Consider the following 18,966-nt stretch of genomic DNA (forward strand, 5'->3'; position numbering starts at 1 on the left):
GAGCACCGTTCGCCGGGGGGCGTACGGCTCGAAAGCTGCTCGAAGGACGGTCAGATGCTCGCAGGAGAACCCCGTGGCCGGGCGGGGGCCTCCACCGAGGTCACGGGGCGGCGGATCGCGGCGGTCGACGCGCTGCGCGGTTTCGCGCTGTTCGGCATCGTGGTGGTCAACATCACCTATCTCGCCTCGGGATACCGGATGGCGGGGCTGGCGGCGCCGTCGTTCTCCGCGCCGCTCGACTGGGAGGTGCGCTGGGTCGTCTCGGTGCTCTTCGAGAACAAGTTCTATCTGCTGTTCGCCTTCCTGTTCGGCTACAGCTTCACCCTCCAGATCGACTCGGCCCACAGGTCGGGGGCGGCTTTCGTCCCCCGGTTCCTGCGCCGCCTGGGCGGGCTGTTCCTGCTCGGCCTGGCCCACGGGATCCTGCTGTTCCCCGGTGACATCCTGGCGACGTACGCGATCGTGGGGCTGGTCCTGCTGGCGGTGCGGCGGATCACCCCGCGCACCGCGATGATCGCCGCGCTCGCGATGACGGTGGCGCTGGCCGTGGGGGTGCTGCTGCTGGCCGTGCTGGCGGCGCTGGGCACCGACGCCTCCGAGGCCGTGTCGGAGAGCGCGGCGCAGGCCGCCGTGTCGGACCGGGCCCTGCACGGCTCCGCGTCGATGATCATCAACGAGCATCTGCACAAGCTCGCCAAGATCTTCGTGTTGCGGGTCTTCTTCCAGGGACCCACGGTGCTCGCCGCGTGCCTGGTCGGGCTGGCCCTGGGCAAGCTGCGGCTGCTGACCGACCTGTCCGGGCACACGGCCACGCTGCGGCGGCTGCAGTGGGCGGGGTTCACCGCGGGGCTCGCCGGGGCGCTGGTCTACGCGCACTCGACCTGGTCGGGGGGCGGGCACGCGTACCACATGGTCGGCCAGGCGGTGAACCTGGTCACCGCGCCGCTGCTGGCCGCGGCCTACGCCGCCACCCTGCTGCGCCTGCTGCCCGCGGCGCCGCGGCTGGCCGGGGCGCTCGCGGCGCCCGGCAGGCTGGCGCTGACGAACTATCTGGGGCAGTCGCTGATCAGCTCGCTGATCTTCACCGGGTACGGGCTGAGCCTGGTCGACCAGGTCAGCCCGTTCCGTGTGGTGTCGATCGGCGTCGGCATCTTCGCGGCGCAGGCCGTCTGGAGCCGGTGGTGGCTGCGCCGCCACCGCTACGGGCCGGTGGAGTGGCTGCTGCGCTGGTTCACCAACCGGCGCAGGCCCGCCCGCTCCCCGGGCGACGACGTCTAGTCGTCGTCGCCGGCGTCGCTAGGCTCCCGCGCGCTCGCTCCACCTGACCTCGTACGGCTTGAGCTGGAACTGCTTGCCGTCCACGACGGTGACGGCGTCCGCTGCGGTGGTGTTGACCATCACGATCTGGCGCTCCTGGGCCAGGACCCGCACCTGCGCGTTGGAGGAGGTCACCGTCTCCAGCGGGACCCCGAGGGGGAACCACTTGGTGAAGCCGCTCAGGATGCCCGCCATGGGCATCTCGACGCCGGTGGTCGGGTGCCACAGGCAGCCGGGGCAGGCCTGGTCGTCACCGGTGGACTTGCGCTGGGGGTTCCAGAAGAGCGAGGTGGTGACGCCGCTGGTGGCGAACTCCATCATCGCGGCCGTGTGGACGGCGATGCGGTGATCCTCCTCCCAGTCGCTGTTCATGGGCTCGACGTACCACTCGGCCCACCAGACCGGCAGGTCGCCGCTCTTCTCCCGGAGCCATCGGGTGAGGGCTCCGAACTTGCCCAGGGCGGTGAACTCGTCGGGGACGGCCCCTGCCTCCTTGGTCACCGAGGCGCCGTCGACGACGATGAAGTCGGCGCCCTTCTTGTTCTCGATCCAGTACTCGACCGCCTCCAGGTCGCGCTGGACGATGCTCCCCCACGGTCCCTGGATCTCCGCCCCCTGCTCGGGGGTGCTGGTGCTGCCGACCGACACGTAGGGACCGCCGACCTTGATGTCCTTGTCGACGGCCTTCAGCGCGTCGTAGACCTTGTTGTAGAACTCGGTGTAGCCCTCGATGTCCCAGCGGTTCTGGGCCGTGTTCCAGAAGCCCTTCAGCTCGTTCCACACCATGAAGTGCTTGACGGTGGGATAGCGCCTGGCGACGGTCGCGGCGAGCTTGGCGTAGTCGTCGAAGTGCTCGGGCCGCGGCGCGGTCTCCAGCTGCGTCCAGTCGGTCCTGCCCGAGCTGCCGCCCTTCATCCAGTCCGGCGAGCAGCACAGCGTGATGATCGGGATGGACCGGGAGCCGGACATGAACCTGATCCGGCGGTCGAGGTCACGGAAGTCGTTCTTGCCGGGCGCCGGTTCGGGATTGCCCGCGCCCCAGCCCATGATGTGCTGGTTCTGCAGCATCGGGACCCGGCTGAGCATGTGGGAGGCGGCCTCGGCGACCTCGCCGCCCTCGTTGTCGGCGCTGAACTCCGTATGGGTGATGCCCCAGCGCGGCCAGTCCTGGACGACGGGGGGTGCCTCCAGCACGGGCGCCGCCTGCGTTGGGGCCATTGTCATGGTCTGTCCGCGCGGAACGTCCGGCTTGGCGGCATAGGCGATGATGCCGACCACGAGTGCCGCCGTCACGACCAACGCCCCCAGTGCGACCGGCCAGGCCGGGCGCCGTCGCTGGTGCCGTCCGTTAGTCGGTATCACCGATTTCCTCGATCCTCGCAGGTCAACGAATGTAGCGTTCCATAGCGGCATCGGACGTGACGGTGCCCCGGCATGGTTCACAGGCAAGCGTTACCGGCCGCGCCACCAGCGTATCCGTGGCGGCTTGCATGACGCTTGAAACTTCTACGGTAGTTGCCGCCCACCCGCGCGCCCACCCGGCCCGGCCCCGCCCCCGGCCGCGGATCCCGGCACCGCCGGCGCGAGCGTGGGGGCCATCGGACGGCCGTTCAGCCTCCCAGGACCCTCAGCGCCCGGTCGACGAGCGTGGGGACGGCCGCGCCGATGTGCTCGAAGCCCTCGCCGACGGTCTTGCCCTGCTTGAACCTGGCGTGGATGCCCTCCACGATGACGGCGAGCTTGTAGTTGCCGAAGGCCACGTAGAAGTCCAGGTCGGACAGGTCCGCGCCGGAGACCTCGGCGTAGTGGGCGGCGAACTCGCGGGCGGTGAGGAAGCCCGGGGCCACGGTGACGCCCGCCGCGACCGGGATCGAGGCACGCTCCTCGTCGCCGGGGTCCTGCCAGTAGGTGAGGGTGAGGCCGAGGTCGGCCAGCGGGTCGCCGAGCGTGGACATCTCCCAGTCGACGACGGCGAGGATGCCGGGATCCGGGGAGAGCCGCACCAGCGTGTTGTCCAGCCGGTAGTCGCCGTGGACCAGCGTCGAGGCGGAGCGCGCGGGCAGGCGCTCGCGCAGGCGGGCCACCAGGCGGTCGTACGCGGGCAGCTCGGCGGTCTTCGACCGTTCCCACTGCTGCCCCCAGCGCTCCAGCTGGCGGGCCATGTATCCCTCGGGACGCCCGAAGTCCCCCAGCCCCACCCGCTCGTAGTCGATCGCGTGGATGGCGGCGAGCACCTCGGCCAGCCGCTCCGACAGCCGCCGGGTCTGGACGGGGGTGAGCCCCAGGGCGTCCTCCCGGGTCCGCACGGCCGCGCCGTCCACGTGTCCCATGAGATAGAAGGGCGCCCCGATCACGTCCTGGTCGTCGCAGAAGGCGACCGGTTCGGGCACGGGGACCGAGGTCGGCGCGAGCGCCGAGATCACCCGCCACTCGCGCCGCATGTCGTGGGCGGTCGGCAGCACGTGCCCCAGCGGGGGGCGGCGCAGTACCAGGCGGCGCCCGGAGGTCTCGACGACGTACGTCAAGTTGGATCTACCGCCCGCGATCATGGAGACCCCGGTAGGCTCACCGACGCCCGGGACATTGGCCGCGATCCATCCGACAAGGCGTGGCCAGTCGATGCCAGGGGTGCTCATGGCCAACCATTAGAACGTCACTCGGGTGAGCGGCGCCAGCCGGGGTCGCCCAATGAGATTCCGAAACGTTGCGGTGGACGCCACCCAGGCTCCGTTCCGTCCTTTATCGTTACATTACGTGCCTACCAGCATGCTTGGGCTTTGCGACATCCTTCATTGGATGACGTAGGGGACCCCGCACATCCCAGTAGGAGCTCATGCACGTCTCAATCGTTCAGCCCCGTGACCTCGGCCCGGCCGAAATCGACCGATGGAGAACCCTTCAGGGTGCCGACCCCGCCTTCGACAACCCCTTCCTGTCCCCCGAGTTCACCGTCACCGTTGGCGCGCTCCAGGAACGCGTCCGGGTGGCGGTGCTGTACGACGGGTCGGACGTTGTCGGATTCTTCCCCTTCGAACGTCATCCGATGGGCATCGGCATGCCCGTCGCCGCGGGCCTGACCGATGCACAGGGGCTGGTGCACGCCAAGGACGTGGAGATCGACGCGCGACGGCTGATCAGGGAGTGCGGCCTGGCCGTCTACGAGTTCGACCACCTGATCGCCGGGCAGCCGCTGCTGCAGCCGGGGCACTGCAGACACCCCTCGCCGATCATCGATCTGCGTGACGGCCACGAGTCTTACATCGAGACGATCAAGGTGACCTCCGGCAAGACCTACCGCTCGACGGCGTACAAGAGCCGCAAGCTCCAGCGCGACGTCGGGCCGCTCCAGCACGACTACGCCACCACCGACCTGGCGCCGCTGCGCACGCTGCTCGGCTGGAAGACCGAGCAGTACCGCCGCACCGGCCGCACCGACCGGTTCGCCCGGCCGTGGATCGTGGAGCTGGTCGAGCGGTTCCTCGCCACCGACACCGAGCACTTCGGCGGGGTCCTCGACATGCTGTACGCGGACGGCAAGCCGGTCGCCGGGCACTTCGGGCTGCGCACCGCCACCACCCTCGCGGGCTGGTTCCCCGCCTACGACACCGCCTTCGCGAAATACTCCCCGGGCCTGATCCACCACCTGGCCATGGCGGAGAAGGCCGCCGAGGCCGGGATCAAGGTCATCGACATGGGCCGCGGCGAGAAGGAGTACAAGGAGAAGCTCAAGAACGGCGAGTACGAGGTCGCGGAGGGCCGTATCGCCCGGCTGAGCCCCGGCGCCGGGGTCCACTGGATGCTGCGCGTGCCGGTGCGCAAGGCTCGCGGCACGGTCCTGGCCAGCCCGCTGCTGCGCACCACCGCCGACCGCGCCCTCAAGACGTACGGCCGCCTGCGGACGTCCATGCAGTCCTGAGCCGGTTCGCCGCCGCGGTGTGGGAACGGTCCCACACCGCGGCGGACCCGGGGACCGGTCGCCCCGGAAGGACGCGCGGCCGTTCCGTGCCCCGCCGGGCGGACCTGGTGACGGTCGCTCCGGAAGAACGCGCGGCGGCCGTTCCCGCGATCCGCCGCGCGGTGCCGGGGACCGGTCAGCCGATCAGCCGATCAGCTCGGCGACCACCGAGACACCTCGCCTGAGGTCGGCCCGCGACGCGGAACCGTAGCCGATCACCAGGCCGTGCCGCAGCCGCGGCCCGTGGTAGTGGCGGGCCATCGAGTCGAGCAGCACGCCCCGGGCGCGGGCCGCCTCGACCAGGGGCTCGACCGCGTCTTCGGGCAACTCCACCATGACGTGCAGGCCCGCGGTGTCGCCCGTGACCCTGCCGGAGCCGAGGACGTCGACGACCACGGCGCGGCGGCGCGCGTACTCCAAGCGCGTCCGGCGCAGGTGCCGGTCCAGGTCCCCCTTCTCCAGGAGCACCGCCACCGCCTGCTGGGCCGGGCCGCTCGTGCGGTCGGCGAGGGCGTCCCTGGTCACGGCGAGGGCTTCGACGAAACTCGGGCGGGCGACCAGCCAGCCGACGCCGATGTCGGGTGACAGGGCCTTGCTCAGGCTGCCCAGCAGCACCACCCGGCCGGGGTCGAGACCGTGCAGGGCGGGCAGCGGGGCGACGTCGTAGCGGAACTCGGCGTCGTAGTCGTCCTCCACGACGATCGCGCCGGTGCGGCGGGCCCAGGCGAGGAGACGCTCCCTGCGCGGGATGGGCAGGCGCCCGCCGAGAGGGTACTGGTGGGCGGGGGTGGTGTACAGGACGCGCAGGTCGTCGGGGAGGCCGTCGACGACGACGCCGTCCTCGTCGACCGGGCAGGGCACGAGCTCGGCGCCCCGCCCGGCGAAGACGTTCCTGGCGACGCGGTAGCCGGGCTCCTCGACGCCCGCCCGGTCACCGGGCCGCAGGAGGGTGGCGGCGACCAGGTCGAGCCCGTTGCCGGTGCCCCGGGTGACCATGATGTTCTCCGGCCCGACGGGGATCGCCCTGGTCCTGCGGAGGTGCTCGGCCAGCGCGGCACGCAGCCTCGGCAGGCCTCGGGGGTCGGGATCGCTCGCCGGCGGCAGGCCGGCCGCCCCTCGCCAGGCCCTGCGCCAGGCCGCCCTGTCGTAGTCGTGGACCCACGGCTGTCCCGGACGCAGGTCGATCATCCTCCGCCCGCTCCCGTGCCCGTCGACCGGCACGGGAGCGGGCGCCGCCGGAACGGGGGCTCCCGGCTCGACGGGAACCGTCATGTCGGCCACGTAGGTGCCCGAGCCGTGGCGCCCCTCGAGCCAGCCCTCCGCGTACAGCTGCTGGTAGGCCTCCGTGACGACGGTGCGGCTCACCGCGAGCTGGCGGGCGAGGGACCGGGTGGAGGGCAGACGCTCTCCGGAGGAGAGGGCGCCGCCGCGCATGGCGTCCCTCAGGCGGTCGCCGAGCTGGACGGCGAGCGCCGTACCGGCCTCGCGGTCCACCGATACGGGCAGGTCGACGGAGGGGCGCGGCAAAGTGGTCTCCTGTAAGCGTGTGAAAGTGGATGTGTTCTCGATATCCACTTCTTCCTAGGTTAGTGCCATGCTCTCCACGACTCCTCGCACCACCCTCAACCGCGCGAAGAACAGGGGCCGGACCTCCCGGGAGGACCTGTACGCGGTGCTGGACGCCGGGCTGGTCTGCCACCTGGGCATCCTGGCCGGCGGCTCCCCCATGGTGGTCCCCACCGGCTACGGCCGGATCGGCGACACCCTCTACCTGCACGGTTCCACCGGCGCGACCTCCCTGCGCAACGCGGACGAGGTCTGCGTCACGGTGACCCACGTGGACGGCGTCGTGCTCGCCCGCTCGTCCTTCCACCACTCGCTCAACTACCGTTCCGCCATGGTCTACGGCCGCCCCCGCCGGGTGGTGGACGCCGAGGAGCGCCTGGCCGGGCTGCGGGCGATCACCGAGCAGCTCGCTCCCGGCCAGTGGGACGCCACCCGCAGGCCCACCGGCAAGGAGCTCGCCGCGACCATGGTGCTCGCCCTCTCCCTCGCCGAGGCGTCGGTGAAGGTGCGCCAGGGCCCGCCGGTCGACGACGAGGAGGACTACGGGCTGCCGATCTGGGCCGGGGTCCTGCCGCTGCACCAGGTCTGGGGCACGCCCGAGCCCGATCCCGCGCTGAGCGGCGACCTGGCCGTGCCCGAGCACATCGCGTCGCGAACCATGCCCGTTCGGTAAACCTCTCCGGCAAACCCGCCCCACGCGCCACGCGTCTCCATGACGAGGCCCCTATCCGGCCCCCGAACCATGGAGGCGGCCATGACGGCCATCGGCTGGACACCCCCCGGCTACACCGAGCTGCGCGAACTCGGCGCGGGCGGCGGCGGGCGGGTGGTCCTCGCCCGTCACGACGAGTCGGGCACCCAGGTGGCGATCAAATACCTGGCCGGGTGGCTCAGGGACGACCCTGGCTTCCTCGCCCGCTTCCGCGAGGAGGCCAGGCTCCTGGTGGAGCTGGCGGACGAGAACGTGGCCCGGCTGTACGAATACGTCGAGGTGCCCGGCGGCGCCGCCATCGTGATGGAGGCCGTCAACGGCGTCTCCCTGCGCGAGCTGCTGCGCGAGCACGGCCCGACGGGGCCCGAGGCGGCGCTGACCGTGCTCAAGGGCTCGCTGGCGGGGCTGGCCACCGCTCACCGGGCCGGGCTGGTGCACCGCGACTACAAGCCGGAGAACGTGCTCGTCGAGGCCACGGGCACCAGCAAGCTGGTCGACTTCGGCATCGCCGTGCGGGCGGGAGAGGGCGGCCGGGCCGCGGGCACCCCGCCCTACATGGCTCCCGAGCAGTGGGCGGGCGCCCCCGCCTCCCCCGCCTGCGACGTCTACGCCGCGACGGCGGTCTTCTTCGAGTGCCTGGCCGGGCACCGCCCGTACCGCTCCGGTGAGCGGGTGGTGCTGATGCACCAGCACATGACCGCGCCGATCCCGGTGGACGAGGTCCCCGAGCCGGTCAGGTCCCTGGTCGCCAGGGGCATGGCCAAACGGCCCGGTGACCGGCCGGCCGGCGCCGCGGAGTTCCTGGCGGAGCTGGAGAGCGTCGCGGTCGCGGGCTACGGGCAGGAGTGGGAGGAACGCGGGCGGGCCCGGCTGGCCGCCCTGGTGGCACTGCTTCCCCTGCTGTTCCCGCCCGCCGTCCCCGGACCGGCGGACGGGACCACGCTGTTCAGGACGGTGCTGGACACGCTGCGGTCGAAGTCCGCCGGGGTGGCGGTGGGCGCCGCGGGGGTGATGCTGATCGCGGGCGGCGCCGGCGTGTACGCCCTGGCCTCGGGAGGGCCCGAGCGACCTCGCACGATCGACGTGGTCGCCGCGACGCCGCCCCTGCCCCCCTCGCCCGGCACGCGGAGCCAGGTGTCGCCGTCCCTGCCCGCGCCCTCCTCCGCGACCTTCTCCCCTCCCGCGTCCGCGGGACCGGTCCCCTCGTCCGGACCCACCGGGGAGGGCGTCCCCTCCGCCGGCCCCACCGCCGGGGGGACGAGCGCTCCCCCCGCCACCGGCACGCCCGGCGGGCCGACACCGCCACCGTCCTCCCTCCCGCCGACGGCGCCGACGCCGCCACCGTCCTCCCCGCCGACGCCGACGACCGGCCCCTCCACCGCGCCGCCCGAGGTGGGGGTACGCCGGGTGGAGGTGGTGCGGGCCCGTGTCAGCGCGCGGGGCGCGGCCCTGGTGGCGGTCTCGGTCGACACCGCCAACGCCCGGCAGGTACGCCTGCGCGTGGTCTTCCGCGCCGGTCAGGCCGTGCGGAGGACGGTCGTGCCGCTGTCGGGCGCGACGAGCTACTCGCGTACGGTCAGGTTCGGCTTTCCCCGGGTGGGGTGCGGGGCCGCCTGGAACGTGGTGGTGACCGGCCTCCCCTCGGGCCGCGCGAGCGGCGCGAGCGGTGAGACCTCCCCGTGCGCCGGGCCGACGCGCACCCCGAGGCCGGCTCCGACGGTGACCAGGACGGCCCCGCCCACCTCCGGGCCCACCTCCGGGCCCACCTCCGCGCCCACGCGGAAACCCACCCCGAGGCCGACGGCCACCCGCACCGGGCGTCCCGCACCGCAGGTGACGGCCACCCGCACCGGGCGTCCCGCACCGCAGGTGACGGCCACCCGCACCGCACGGGCCACCGTGAAACCGTCGGCCACCCGTAGCGCAAGACCGAAAATTGGCATTTCGGTCATACCTTCCTCACCGGGGGAATCGAGCCGCGCATAGCGGATAACCACTGATCAGCCCCGTACCGTGAGAGTGATTCGCGGTTAATGAGCGGAATGCGGTTATCTATGGTTAAGCTACGGTCCGTCTGTTATGGGTGGGGACCCAGACAACTGAGGAGACCGTTATGTACGGCACGCCATCGGCCTGGCGAGTCCCCGGATACACCGAGATCCGCGAATTGGGCGCCGGTGCGGCCGGGCGTGTGGTGATGGCTCGGCACGACGCCGACGGCATCATGGTGGCGATCAAGTACCTGTCCGACGAGCTCAGGAGCGACGTCGGGTTCGTGGCCCGCTTCCGGCACGAGGCGCGGGTGCTCAACACCCTGAGCAGCCCGCACTCCGTCCGGCTGTACGACTACGTCGAGACCGGCGACGGCGCGGCCATCGTCATGGAACTGGTCGACGGCGTCGCCCTGCGTGCGCTGTTGCGCTCGGAGGGGCCGACCGGCCCCGAGGCCGCGCTGCTCGTGCTCAAGGGCTCGCTCCTGGGACTGGCCGCCGCGCACTCGGCGGGTGTGGTGCACCGCGACTTCAAGCCCGAGAACGTGATGGTGGAGGCCGACGGGAGGAGCAAGCTCGTCGACTTCGGCATCGCGGTCCGCTCCGGCGACGGCGACACCCCCGCGGGCACGCCGCCCTACATGGCTCCCGAGCAGTGGGTGGGCGGCCCCGCCGGGCCCGCCACCGACGTCTACGCCGCCACCGTCGTGTTCTTCGAGTGCCTGACCGGCACCCGTCCCTTCCGGGCCACGAACATCGCCGCGCTGGCCCGCCAGCACCAGGTGACGCCTCCGCCGACCGAGGAGGTGCCCACCGCCCTGCAGGGGCTGGTCGAGCGCGGCCTGGCCAAGCATCCCGCCGACCGGCCGCCGACCGCCAGCGCCTTCCTCACCGAACTGGAGGCGGTGGCCGCCGACGCCTACGGCCCCGACTGGCAGGAGCGCGGCCGGCGCCGCCTGGCCGGGATCGCCGGGCTGCTGGCCGCGATGTTCCCGCTGCACACGCCCGTCCCCGGAGCCGACACCTCGCTGGCCACGACCGAACTCGGCGGCGGCGACGGCGGCGACGGCTGGGAGAAGACCTCCTCGGTCAGCAGGATGAGCGTCAAGATCCTCATCGGCATCGGCTGTATCGCGGTGATCGGCGGGCTGACCGCGGTGCTGGTCGGCTCGGGCGACTCCACGGAGATCCAGTCGCAGAGTTCCGTCACCTCGCAGAGCCCGACCCCCTCGGATCCGCTGGAGACGCTCATCCCCGAGGACGAGGTCGACGAGACCGACGAGCCGGTGGAGGAGTCGCCGTCCGCGGCCGCTCCGACGCCCACGCCGACCCCGAGCACCACCGCCACCTCGGGCCTTCCGCCCGTGGCGCCCACCGCGACGTCGGCTGCCGCGACGCCCACACCGTCGGCGACGCCCACCAGAAGGCCCACCACGCGGCCGACGAGGAAGCCGACGCAGCAGCCGGCGCCGACTCCCACCTCGGAGGAAAGCGCCACCCTGGAAGGTCCCGGCGACACCGGCCGTCCCACGACCAGGCCGCCGTCCGCAACCCCGACCCAGACGACCGCGGCCCCCACCCAGACGACGAGACCATCCCCCACCCAGACGACGGAGCCGACCACGGAGCCCTCTCCCACCGGGACGGACACCTCGTCTCCGGGCACCACGTCACCGGGTACCGAGCCGCCTCCGCGCATCACCGCCTCACCCCTGCCGCCCGTGGAGGCGACCCCGGCCGCTTTTCTCGCGCTGGGCCTGGTGACGAGTGGTGCCGTACCGTTCACACTGGCCGTCAGGCGCGGCATGGCGGGACGGCACCGGAGACGCCGGTAGACAGGGGAACGATCGCGATATGAGCACCGACCGGGGAGGCACCGCCGGGTTCCGGCTGACCGGTCGTACCTGGGCCGACGACCTGGGAATCTGGTCGTCGGCCGTCACGGCCGACGGGCGGCCGGGGAGCGCGCTCAGGTTCGAGCCCCGGCTGGTCGCCGATCCCGCGGCGCGAGAGAGGCTGGTCGCGGCCGTGGTCGCCGACCGCAGGCTCACGCAGAGCGGCACGACCGGGCTGGTCCCGATCGCCGACCTCATCACGGCCGGGGACGAGGTCTGGCTGATCACCTCGGAACCGGTCAGCCCGACGGTGGGCGACCTGCTGTCGTCCGGCCCGCCCGGGTCGCCCCGGCCCGACGCGGGCAGCGCGGCCACCGTCCTGGTGGAGACCGCGCAGGCGCTGCTGGCCGTGCACGCCTCCGGGCTCGCCCACGGGGAGCTGCACCCGGGCACCGTGGTGATCGCCTCGGACGGGTCGGCGCTGCTCGCGGAGCGAGGGCTGGCCGACGCCCTGCTGGGCCGCCCTCCCGCGCCGGAACGCGACGTGGCGGCCTGGGCCTCGCTCGCCCGGGGTCTGGCCGCGACCTGGGCCTCGGCCGACCGCGGGGCCGCCGGGCTGCTGGAGAGGGTGGCGGCGACGGCCTCCATCAGGGGGCTCGCTCCCGCGCGCGACGCGCTGCTCACCGGGCGCGACGTCCTGCCCTCCGGGTTCACCACCCGCGACAGGCTCGTGGCCACCCTGCACCGGTGGCCGGCGCACGAGGCGCCCGCCCCGGGCGGGTATCCGGTCCCCGCGCGGCCCGCCCCCGACGAGGGGGACATCGTCACGCTGCTGCACGTCCCGAGGGCCGGTGATCCGCACGCCGCGGGGACCGGCGACCGGCGCGCCGCGGGAGGTGACGAGCGCCGGCCCGAGGACGTGGTCATGCGGTTCGGTCCCGGGGTGCCGTCGGAGACCACGGCCGCCCAGCTGTGGCGGGCCGGCCGGGACCAGCAGCAGACCCAGGTGCCGTCCGGCGGGCTCGCCGCCGCGGCTCCCCGCGCGCGGCGCAGGCGCGGCCGTACGGTCCTCGCCTCGGCGATCCTCGCGCTGATGGTCGTGGGCGCGCTGGCGATCTGGCTGTTCCGGGGGCCGGCGACACCTCTGGAGGTGACGAAGGTGGACGTCAGCGCCCCGAGGAAGGCGCAGGGGTGCGACACGACGGTCAAGATCACCGGCGTGCTGTCCACCAACGGCGCGGGCGGTGAGGTCAGCTACCGGTGGAAGCGGAGCGACCGCAAGGAGCCGATCACGCAGACCGGCCGGATCGCGTCCGGGGACACCTCGCACGAGGTGAGCCTGGAGTGGACGATCAAGGGCGAGGGAAATTTCAAGGGAACCGCCACCCTGACGCTGCTCGCTCCGGTCGCCGGGGGAAAGAAGCTCCAGGACAGAGCCACCTTCACCTACAAATGTTCATGAGTGATCACCAAGGTCCACAATGCGGCACAAAGCCGTTCTTACTACTCTGGCGGCCATGACCACGCAGACCCCCTCCGGTTGGTATCCCGACCCCTACGGCTCACCGCTGTTGCGGTGGTGGGACGGCAACGAGTGGACCGACGCCACCCATCAGACGGACGCTCCCCCGGAGCAGGGCGCGGCGCCGGGACCGCAGACCGGTCCCCTCCTCCAGCCGCACTCCGCGGGACCCGGCCCCTGGCAGACAGGGCCGCATCCGACCGGGCTCGGCCCTCAGCAGACGGGACCGCGTCCCGCGCCGGAAGGACCCCCCGGGGCAGGTTCCCCCGGCCCCTCCGGCCAGTGGTCCCGTCCGGCCGCGCACCAGCAGGCCACGCAGGCGCCGGCGGGCACGGGACAGCCGCAGTGGGGCGGGCCGCCGAACGGCCACACGGCGCAGATGCCCCTCCCGCCGTACGACGGCTACCCGTCCGGGCCGCCGCCGCGCAAGAGCGGCCCTCTGCCGTGGATCCTGGGCGGCGGCGGCGTGCTGATCCTGATCGTCGTGATCGTGGTCGCCGCGATGTACCTGATCGACCCCGAGCGCGGGAACACCGCGGGCGGGCCCACCGGGCTCCCCACACCGCCTCCCACCACGGCCCTGGAGCCCAGCCAGGAGCCGACTCCCCAGGCCACTCCCGAGGCCACGCCCGCGCCCTCACAGAGCCCGCTGCCCCAGGTCGTGGACGGGCGCGTCACGGACCCGGCGACCGGCCTGTCGTACGAGATGCCCGACGGTCCGTGGAAGGTGCCCCCCAGCGTCGGCGGCGGGCTCGACTTCGTCTGGACCAGCGCGGCCGTCGCCGTCGCCCAGGAGAACTTCGACGGCAGGGGCGGCAACTGGCTCGGCAACGTGCTGACCGGCGAGCTTCCCGACCAGTTCGGCTACCAGGGCGTCGGCAGCATGCGCTCGGTCGCCGCGTCGCTGCTGCAGGTCGTGGAGCCCAACTTCTACAGCCCCCCGCACCGCCGGAAGATCGTCGAGGACAAGGCCGTCAAGGTCAGCGGCAGGGACGCCTGGCTGTTCGTCTTCGACCTGGACTTCTCCGAACAGGCGAAGATCAACGACTGGAAGTGGAAGCGGGAACGGGCCGCGTTCGTGATCGTCGACCGTGGCGAGGGCAGGCGTCCGGCGCTGGCCTACGTCTCCGTACCGGACAATCTCGACCTATCCGTGGCAGACAAGGTGATCAAGTCATTCAAGCTCTCGTGAAGTGAGTACTACCCTGAGGGCTATGAGTGACCTGCTGGTCTGGATCGACTGTGAGATGACCGGGCTCGACCTCGGACGTGACGCGCTTGTCGAGGTGGCCTGCGTGGTCACCGACGGCGAGCTGAACCAGCTCGACGAGGGGGTGGACGTGGTCATCAAGCCCCCGCCCGAGTCCCTTGAGCAGATGTCGGAGGTGGTGCGGGAGATGCACACCGCCTCCGGCCTGCTGGACGCGCTGGGGGGCGGTGTCACGCTGGCCGAGGCCGAGTCCATGGTGCTCGAATACATCAGGGGTCACATCCGGGAGCCGAAGAAGGCCCCGCTGTGCGGCAACTCCATCTCCACGGACCGGTCGTTCCTCTCCCGCGACATGCCGGCCGTGGACGCGTTCCTGCACTACCGGATGATCGACGTCTCCTCGGTGAAGGAGCTGGCCCGGCGCTGGTACCCCCGCGTCTACTTCGCCTCGCCCGAGAAGCAGGGCGGCCATCGGGCGCTGGCCGACATCGTCGAGAGCATCCGGGAGCTGCGCTACTACCGCGCGGCGGTCTTCGTGCCCCAGCCCGGCCCCGACTCCGCCACCGCCAGGGAACTGGCCGAGGGCGTGTCCACGCACAGAGCTTGAGCGTTTCACGAGAAACCCGGTACGAAACGACTCCCAAAGACCGCTACACTTTTCATGTGCTGCTGCGGCGGCGATGGTGGGTGTAGCTCAGTTGGCAGAGCGCTAGGTTGTGGTCCTAGATGCCGGGGGTTCAAGTCCCCTCACTCACCCCACGAGAACGGCCGGTCCCCAGGGACCGGTCGTTCTTCATTTCCAGCCTCATTACCCACCAAAAGTGGATATTGCAGGTTATGCTCGCTGCTATCGCTACGCCGTAGGATCGGGGGTTTCGGCGACCTGACCGTGTTGCAGCCACGGAGGCCGGATGAGAGTCGACGACGCCCCGTTCGACGCAGAGCCCAGAGTCGTGACGGGTCTGAGCAGGCGTGAGACCGAGGTCATGGAACTGATCGCGACGGGTCGCTCCAACGGGCAGATCGCCCAGCACCTGTTCCTGAGCGAGAAGACCGTGAAGAACCACGTGAACCGGATCTACGCCAAGCTCGGCGTCGACTCGCGGGTCACCGCGATCGACCTGTGGCTGGAACGGGCGGCCCGCGAGGAACCTCAGCCCCACTAGCGCCCGCCGGCGCGGGACACCCCGGAACCGCTAGGCGGGCAGGCGCAGGCAGCGGGAGGCCTCCAGGGCGCGGGCGATGGCGGACGTGCCCTCCCCCAGCTCCTCCGAGGTGATCGAGAGCGCCGGCCGCAACCGTACCGACCGCTCGCCGCACGGCAGGACCAGCACGCCCTCCTCCTCCCGCAGGCGGGCCACCAGGAGATCTCGCTCCACCGCGTCCGGCAGGTCGAAGGCGCACATCAGGCCGCGCCCGCGCGCGTTCTCCGCCAGGTCGGGGTAGCTCTCCTGGATCTCCCGCAGCGCCGCGAGAAGCTCGGCGCCGAGCCTGCCCGCGCGCGGGATCAGGCCGTCGCGCTCCACGATCTCCAGCATCCGGCGGGAACGGACCATGTCGACCAGCCCGCCACCCCAGGTGGAGTTGATCCTGCCGCTCACCTGGAACACGTTGCCGGGAACCGTGTCGACCCTGCGGCCCGCCATGATCCCGCCCACCTGCACCTTCTTGGCGAAGGCCACGACATCGGGGCGCAGGCCCAGTTGCTGGTACGCCCAGGGGGTGCCGGTGGTCCCCGCGCCGGTCTGCACCTCGTCCATGACGAGGAGGGCGTCGTACTCGTGGCAGAGCCGTTCCATCGCGAGCAGGAACTCCGCCCGCATGTGGTTGTCGCCGCCCTCGCCCTGGATGGGCTCGGCGATGAAGCAGGCGATGTCGTGGGGGTGGCGTTCGAAGGCCGCCCGCGCCGCGGCCAGGGACCTCTCCTCGGCCGCCTCGACGTCGCCGAGGTGGATCGCGGGCACCTCGATCCTGGGCCAGTCGAACTTCGGGAAGCGGTCGGTCTTGATCGGGTCGGTGTTCGTCAGCGAGAGCGTGTAGCCGCTGCGCCCGTGGAAGGCGCGGGTGAGGTGGAGAACCTTGGTACCGAGCTCCGGGGAGCGCCCCCGCGAGGTGTTGAGGCGGCTCTTCCAGTCGAAGGCGCACTTCAGCGCGTTCTCCACGGCGAGGGCGCCGCCCTCCACGAAGAACAGGTGCGGCAGTTCGGGGTCGCCGAGCACCCGGGCGAACGTCTCGGCGAAGTCGGCCAGGTGGGTGGTGTAGAGATCGGAGTTGGCGGGCTTGTTCGCGGCGACCCGGCCGAGCAGCGCCAGGAACTCCGGATCGTCGTCGAACGGGTTCACCCCGAGGGGCGCCGAGGCGAAGAAGGTGTAGAAGTCCAGGTAACTTCGGCCGGTGTGGGCGTCGACGAGGCGAGACCCCCGGCTCCGTTCGAGGTCCAGCACGAGCCGGTAGCCGTCGACGAGCAGATGACGGGCGAGACGGCCATGAACGTCCATGTACCCTCCACGGTGATCCGAGAAGATGATCCCCCGTCGTTGACACATCTACACGGAGACATTACGTGTTAGATCCGATCCTTGTGAAGATTTTCTTGCATACGCGCTGCCAGAGCGCGGATTTCCGGGCAAGGGGCGACACGGGAGGGCGCGGCCCGGGCGCGGGATCGTACGCCCGGAGCCGGAGCCGGAACCCTGCGGCCCGGCCTCCCCGAATGACCGTTCCCCTTCCCGAAGATCACCCCTCCCGAGCCCACAAACCGGTTAAATCGGCCTATCGTGCGGTAAGGCAGTACGACCGCCAGGAGGAAGTTCGATGTCCCTTCGCGAATCCGCAGCCGACATGCGGGACGAGCTGGTCCGCCTCCGGCACGCCCTGCACCGGGAGCCGGAACTCGGCCTCGACCTGCCACGCACGCAGGAGAAGGTGCTGACGGCGCTGTCGGGCCTGCCCCTGGAGATACGGCTCGGCGAGAGGCTGAGCTCGATCACCGCCGTGCTGCGCGGCTCCCTGCCCGGCCCGACCGTGCTGCTCAGGGGCGACATGGACGCCCTGCCGGTCACCGAGCGGGGCGACGCCGCGGTCGTCTCGCGGATGGCCGGGCGGATGCACGCCTGCGGCCACGACCTGCACACCACCATGCTGGCGGGCGCGGCGCACCTGCTGGCCGCCGGGCGCGACCGGCTCGCGGGGAACGTGGTCTTCATGTTCCAGCCCGGCGAGGAGGGTCCCGGCGGGGCGAAGATCATGATCGAAGAGGGCGTGCTGGACGTGACGGGCGAGCGCCCGGTCGCGGCCTACGCCCTGCACGTGATCAGCTCGATACTTCCCCAGGGCGTCTTCGTGACCCGGAGTGGCCCGATCATGGCCGCCGTGGACAGGTTCACGGTGACCGTGCGCGGCGCGGGGGGCCACGGCGCCTCCCCGCACCGCGCCAAGGACCCCATCCCCGCGGCGTGCGAGATGGTCACCGCACTGCAGACCATGGTGACGCGCGGGTTCGACGTGTTCGACCCCGTGGTCGTCACCGTCGGCAGCTTCCACGCGGGCAGCGCAGACAACGTGATCCCCGAGGAGGCCCGCTTCGAGGCCACGGTCCGGTCGTTCTCCGCCGCCGCGCACGCGCGCGTCCAGGAACGGGCGGTGGCCCTGGTGAAGGGCATCGCGGCGGCACACGGGCTGGAGGTGGACGCCGACTACGAGGTGAGCTACCCGGTCACGGTCAACGACGGCGCCGAGGCCCGCTTCGCGGGGGAGGCCATCCGCGAGGTCTACGGCGAGCGGCGCTTCGTCGAGGCTCCCCAGCCGTTCACCGGCTCCGAGGACTTCTCGTTCGTCTGCGACCAGGTGCCGTCGGCCTTCGTGGCACTCGGCGCCTGCCCGGCGGACGTCGATCCGGGCAGGGCCGCCTACAACCACGCCCCCGAGGCCAGGTTCGACGACGCCGTACTGCCCGACGGGGCCGCGCTCTACGCCGAGCTCGCGACCCGCCGCCTCGCCCTCGCCGCGAGCTGAGCGAACCGGACGGGCCGGGGGCGGGACGAGCGTGAGCTGGGCCGACCGGACGGACCGGGTGCGAACCGGGCGCGGGGCGGGCCGTGCGCGGGTCCGGCGGGCCGTGCGCGGGATGACGCGGGCCGGGCTGGACGGGCTGGACGGGGCCCGTCGGCGCGTCACGCCGCCGCGTAGACCACCAGCGAGACCGCGACGTACTGCGCCAGGTAGGCCGCGACGGTGAAGGCGTGGAAGACCTCGTGGAAGCCGAACCAGCGGGGAGAGGGATCGGGCCGGCGCGCGCCGTACACGATCCCGCCCGCCGTGTAGAGCACCCCGCCGAGGAAGAGCAGGGCCACCGCGGCCACCCCCGCGCCCTCCACGAGCTGGGGCAGCACGAAGACGGCCGTCCAGCCCAGGGCGATGTAGAGCGCGGTCGAGAGCCATCGGGGAGCGGCGGTCCACAGCACCCGGAAGAGGACCCCGACGATCGCGCCGGTCCAGATCACGCCGAGCACCACCGCACTGGCCGCCCCGTCCAGGGCGAGCAGCGCGAACGGCGTGTAGGTGCCCGCGATGATCAGGTAGATGTTGGCGTGGTCGAGGCGCCGGAGCACCTCCTCCGAGCGCGGGGAGAGCGTCCCGCGGTGGTAGGTGGCCGAGATGCCGAAGAGCAGGCCGGAGGTGATCGCGTAGATCGCGGCGGCGAGCCTCGCCTCCAGGGTGGGCCCCAGCGCGACGAGGACGAATCCCGCGACGAGCGCCACGGGCAGCGCCCCGGCGTGCAACCAGCCACGGAGGCGGGGCTTGACGGACTCTGCGAGCGTTTCGGCAAGGATCGGAGCCATGAACCTACGGTAGCGTA

At 72.0% G+C, this 18,966-nt stretch carries 15 protein-coding genes and 1 tRNA gene; 11 read left to right on the forward strand and 5 right to left on the reverse strand.

All coding sequences use genetic code 11. The annotated features are described in order from the left end of the window. The first annotated feature begins 54 nt into the window (after window positions 1-54). A complete protein-coding gene (locus tag AB0G15_RS10425) occupies window positions 55-1,278 on the forward strand; it encodes a DUF418 domain-containing protein (RefSeq protein WP_362837338.1) in 1,224 nt (407 codons plus the stop codon). Window positions 1,279-1,296: 18 nt separating this feature from the next. On the opposite strand, the gene AB0G15_RS10430 is transcribed toward AB0G15_RS10425, so the two are convergent. Both AB0G15_RS10430 and AB0G15_RS10435 read right to left on the reverse strand, forming a co-directional pair. Further along, window positions 1,297-2,541 (reverse strand): xylan 1,4-beta-xylosidase, encoded by a 1,245-nt coding sequence (locus AB0G15_RS10430; RefSeq protein WP_362837340.1) that lies wholly within the window; start codon window positions 2,539-2,541, stop codon window positions 1,297-1,299. 386 nt (window positions 2,542-2,927) lie between these two features. Beyond that, on the reverse strand, window positions 2,928-3,953 hold the full coding sequence (locus tag AB0G15_RS10435; protein WP_362837342.1) for a phosphotransferase family protein: 1,026 nt from the start codon (window positions 3,951-3,953) through the stop codon (window positions 2,928-2,930). A 197-nt stretch (window positions 3,954-4,150) separates the two neighbouring features. On the opposite strand from AB0G15_RS10435, the gene AB0G15_RS10440 reads away from it, so the two are divergent. After that, the gene (locus tag AB0G15_RS10440) at window positions 4,151-5,233 is read left to right on the forward strand and encodes a GNAT family N-acetyltransferase (RefSeq protein WP_362837344.1); all 1,083 of its coding nucleotides are present in this window, start codon (window positions 4,151-4,153) and stop codon (window positions 5,231-5,233) included. A gap of 183 nt (window positions 5,234-5,416) precedes the next feature. Here the strand turns inward: AB0G15_RS10440 and AB0G15_RS10445 are convergent, their stop codons facing one another. After that, the gene (locus AB0G15_RS10445) at window positions 5,417-6,799 is read right to left on the reverse strand and encodes a PLP-dependent aminotransferase family protein (protein ID WP_362837346.1); all 1,383 of its coding nucleotides are present in this window, start codon (window positions 6,797-6,799) and stop codon (window positions 5,417-5,419) included. A 67-nt stretch (window positions 6,800-6,866) separates the two neighbouring features. On the opposite strand from AB0G15_RS10445, the gene AB0G15_RS10450 reads away from it, so the two are divergent. The 8 genes from AB0G15_RS10450 (at window position 6,867) to AB0G15_RS10485 (ending at window position 15,274) form a co-directional block, all read left to right on the forward strand. After that, window positions 6,867-7,511, forward strand: a complete 645-nt coding sequence (locus AB0G15_RS10450) for a pyridoxamine 5'-phosphate oxidase family protein (RefSeq protein ID WP_362837348.1) — start codon at window positions 6,867-6,869, stop codon at window positions 7,509-7,511. 81 nt (window positions 7,512-7,592) lie between these two features. Beyond that, a complete protein-coding gene (locus AB0G15_RS10455; RefSeq protein ID WP_362837350.1) occupies window positions 7,593-9,536 on the forward strand; it encodes a protein kinase in 1,944 nt (647 codons plus the stop codon). 127 nt (window positions 9,537-9,663) lie between these two features. Then, complete coding sequence (locus AB0G15_RS10460; RefSeq protein WP_362837352.1) at window positions 9,664-11,376, forward strand: serine/threonine-protein kinase; 1,713 nt, start codon at window positions 9,664-9,666, stop codon at window positions 11,374-11,376. A gap of 19 nt (window positions 11,377-11,395) precedes the next feature. Continuing rightward, entirely contained in the window at window positions 11,396-12,838 is a 1,443-nt protein-coding gene (locus AB0G15_RS10465) for a hypothetical protein (protein WP_362837354.1), read from the forward strand. A 55-nt stretch (window positions 12,839-12,893) separates the two neighbouring features. Then, window positions 12,894-14,090, forward strand: coding sequence for a DUF2510 domain-containing protein (locus tag AB0G15_RS10470; protein ID WP_362837356.1), 1,197 nt, complete (start codon window positions 12,894-12,896; stop codon window positions 14,088-14,090). Window positions 14,091-14,112: 22 nt separating this feature from the next. Further along, window positions 14,113-14,715, forward strand: coding sequence for an oligoribonuclease (orn, locus tag AB0G15_RS10475; protein ID WP_362687439.1), 603 nt, complete (start codon window positions 14,113-14,115; stop codon window positions 14,713-14,715). 76 nt (window positions 14,716-14,791) lie between these two features. After that, window positions 14,792-14,867: transfer RNA gene (locus AB0G15_RS10480), tRNA-His, on the forward strand. Window positions 14,868-15,019: 152 nt separating this feature from the next. After that, window positions 15,020-15,274 carry a LuxR C-terminal-related transcriptional regulator gene (locus tag AB0G15_RS10485; RefSeq protein ID WP_362687442.1) on the forward strand — a complete coding sequence of 85 codons (255 nt, stop codon included), beginning with the start codon at window positions 15,020-15,022 and terminating at the stop codon, window positions 15,272-15,274. A gap of 30 nt (window positions 15,275-15,304) precedes the next feature. Here the strand turns inward: AB0G15_RS10485 and lat are convergent, their stop codons facing one another. Then, window positions 15,305-16,606, reverse strand: coding sequence for an L-lysine 6-transaminase (gene lat / locus AB0G15_RS10490; protein WP_362837358.1), 1,302 nt, complete (start codon window positions 16,604-16,606; stop codon window positions 15,305-15,307). Between the two features lie 316 nt (window positions 16,607-16,922). On the opposite strand from lat, the gene AB0G15_RS10495 reads away from it, so the two are divergent. Next, window positions 16,923-18,122 (forward strand): M20 family metallopeptidase, encoded by a 1,200-nt coding sequence (locus AB0G15_RS10495; RefSeq protein ID WP_362837360.1) that lies wholly within the window; start codon window positions 16,923-16,925, stop codon window positions 18,120-18,122. A 158-nt stretch (window positions 18,123-18,280) separates the two neighbouring features. Here the strand turns inward: AB0G15_RS10495 and AB0G15_RS10500 are convergent, their stop codons facing one another. Then, window positions 18,281-18,949 carry a hemolysin III family protein gene (locus tag AB0G15_RS10500; RefSeq protein WP_362837362.1) on the reverse strand — a complete coding sequence of 223 codons (669 nt, stop codon included), beginning with the start codon at window positions 18,947-18,949 and terminating at the stop codon, window positions 18,281-18,283. Window positions 18,950-18,966: the final 17 nt, after the last annotated feature.

The sequence above is a fragment of the Streptosporangium sp. NPDC023825 genome (assembly GCF_040639575.1).
Taxonomy (GTDB): Bacteria; Actinomycetota; Actinomycetes; order Streptosporangiales; family Streptosporangiaceae; genus Streptosporangium.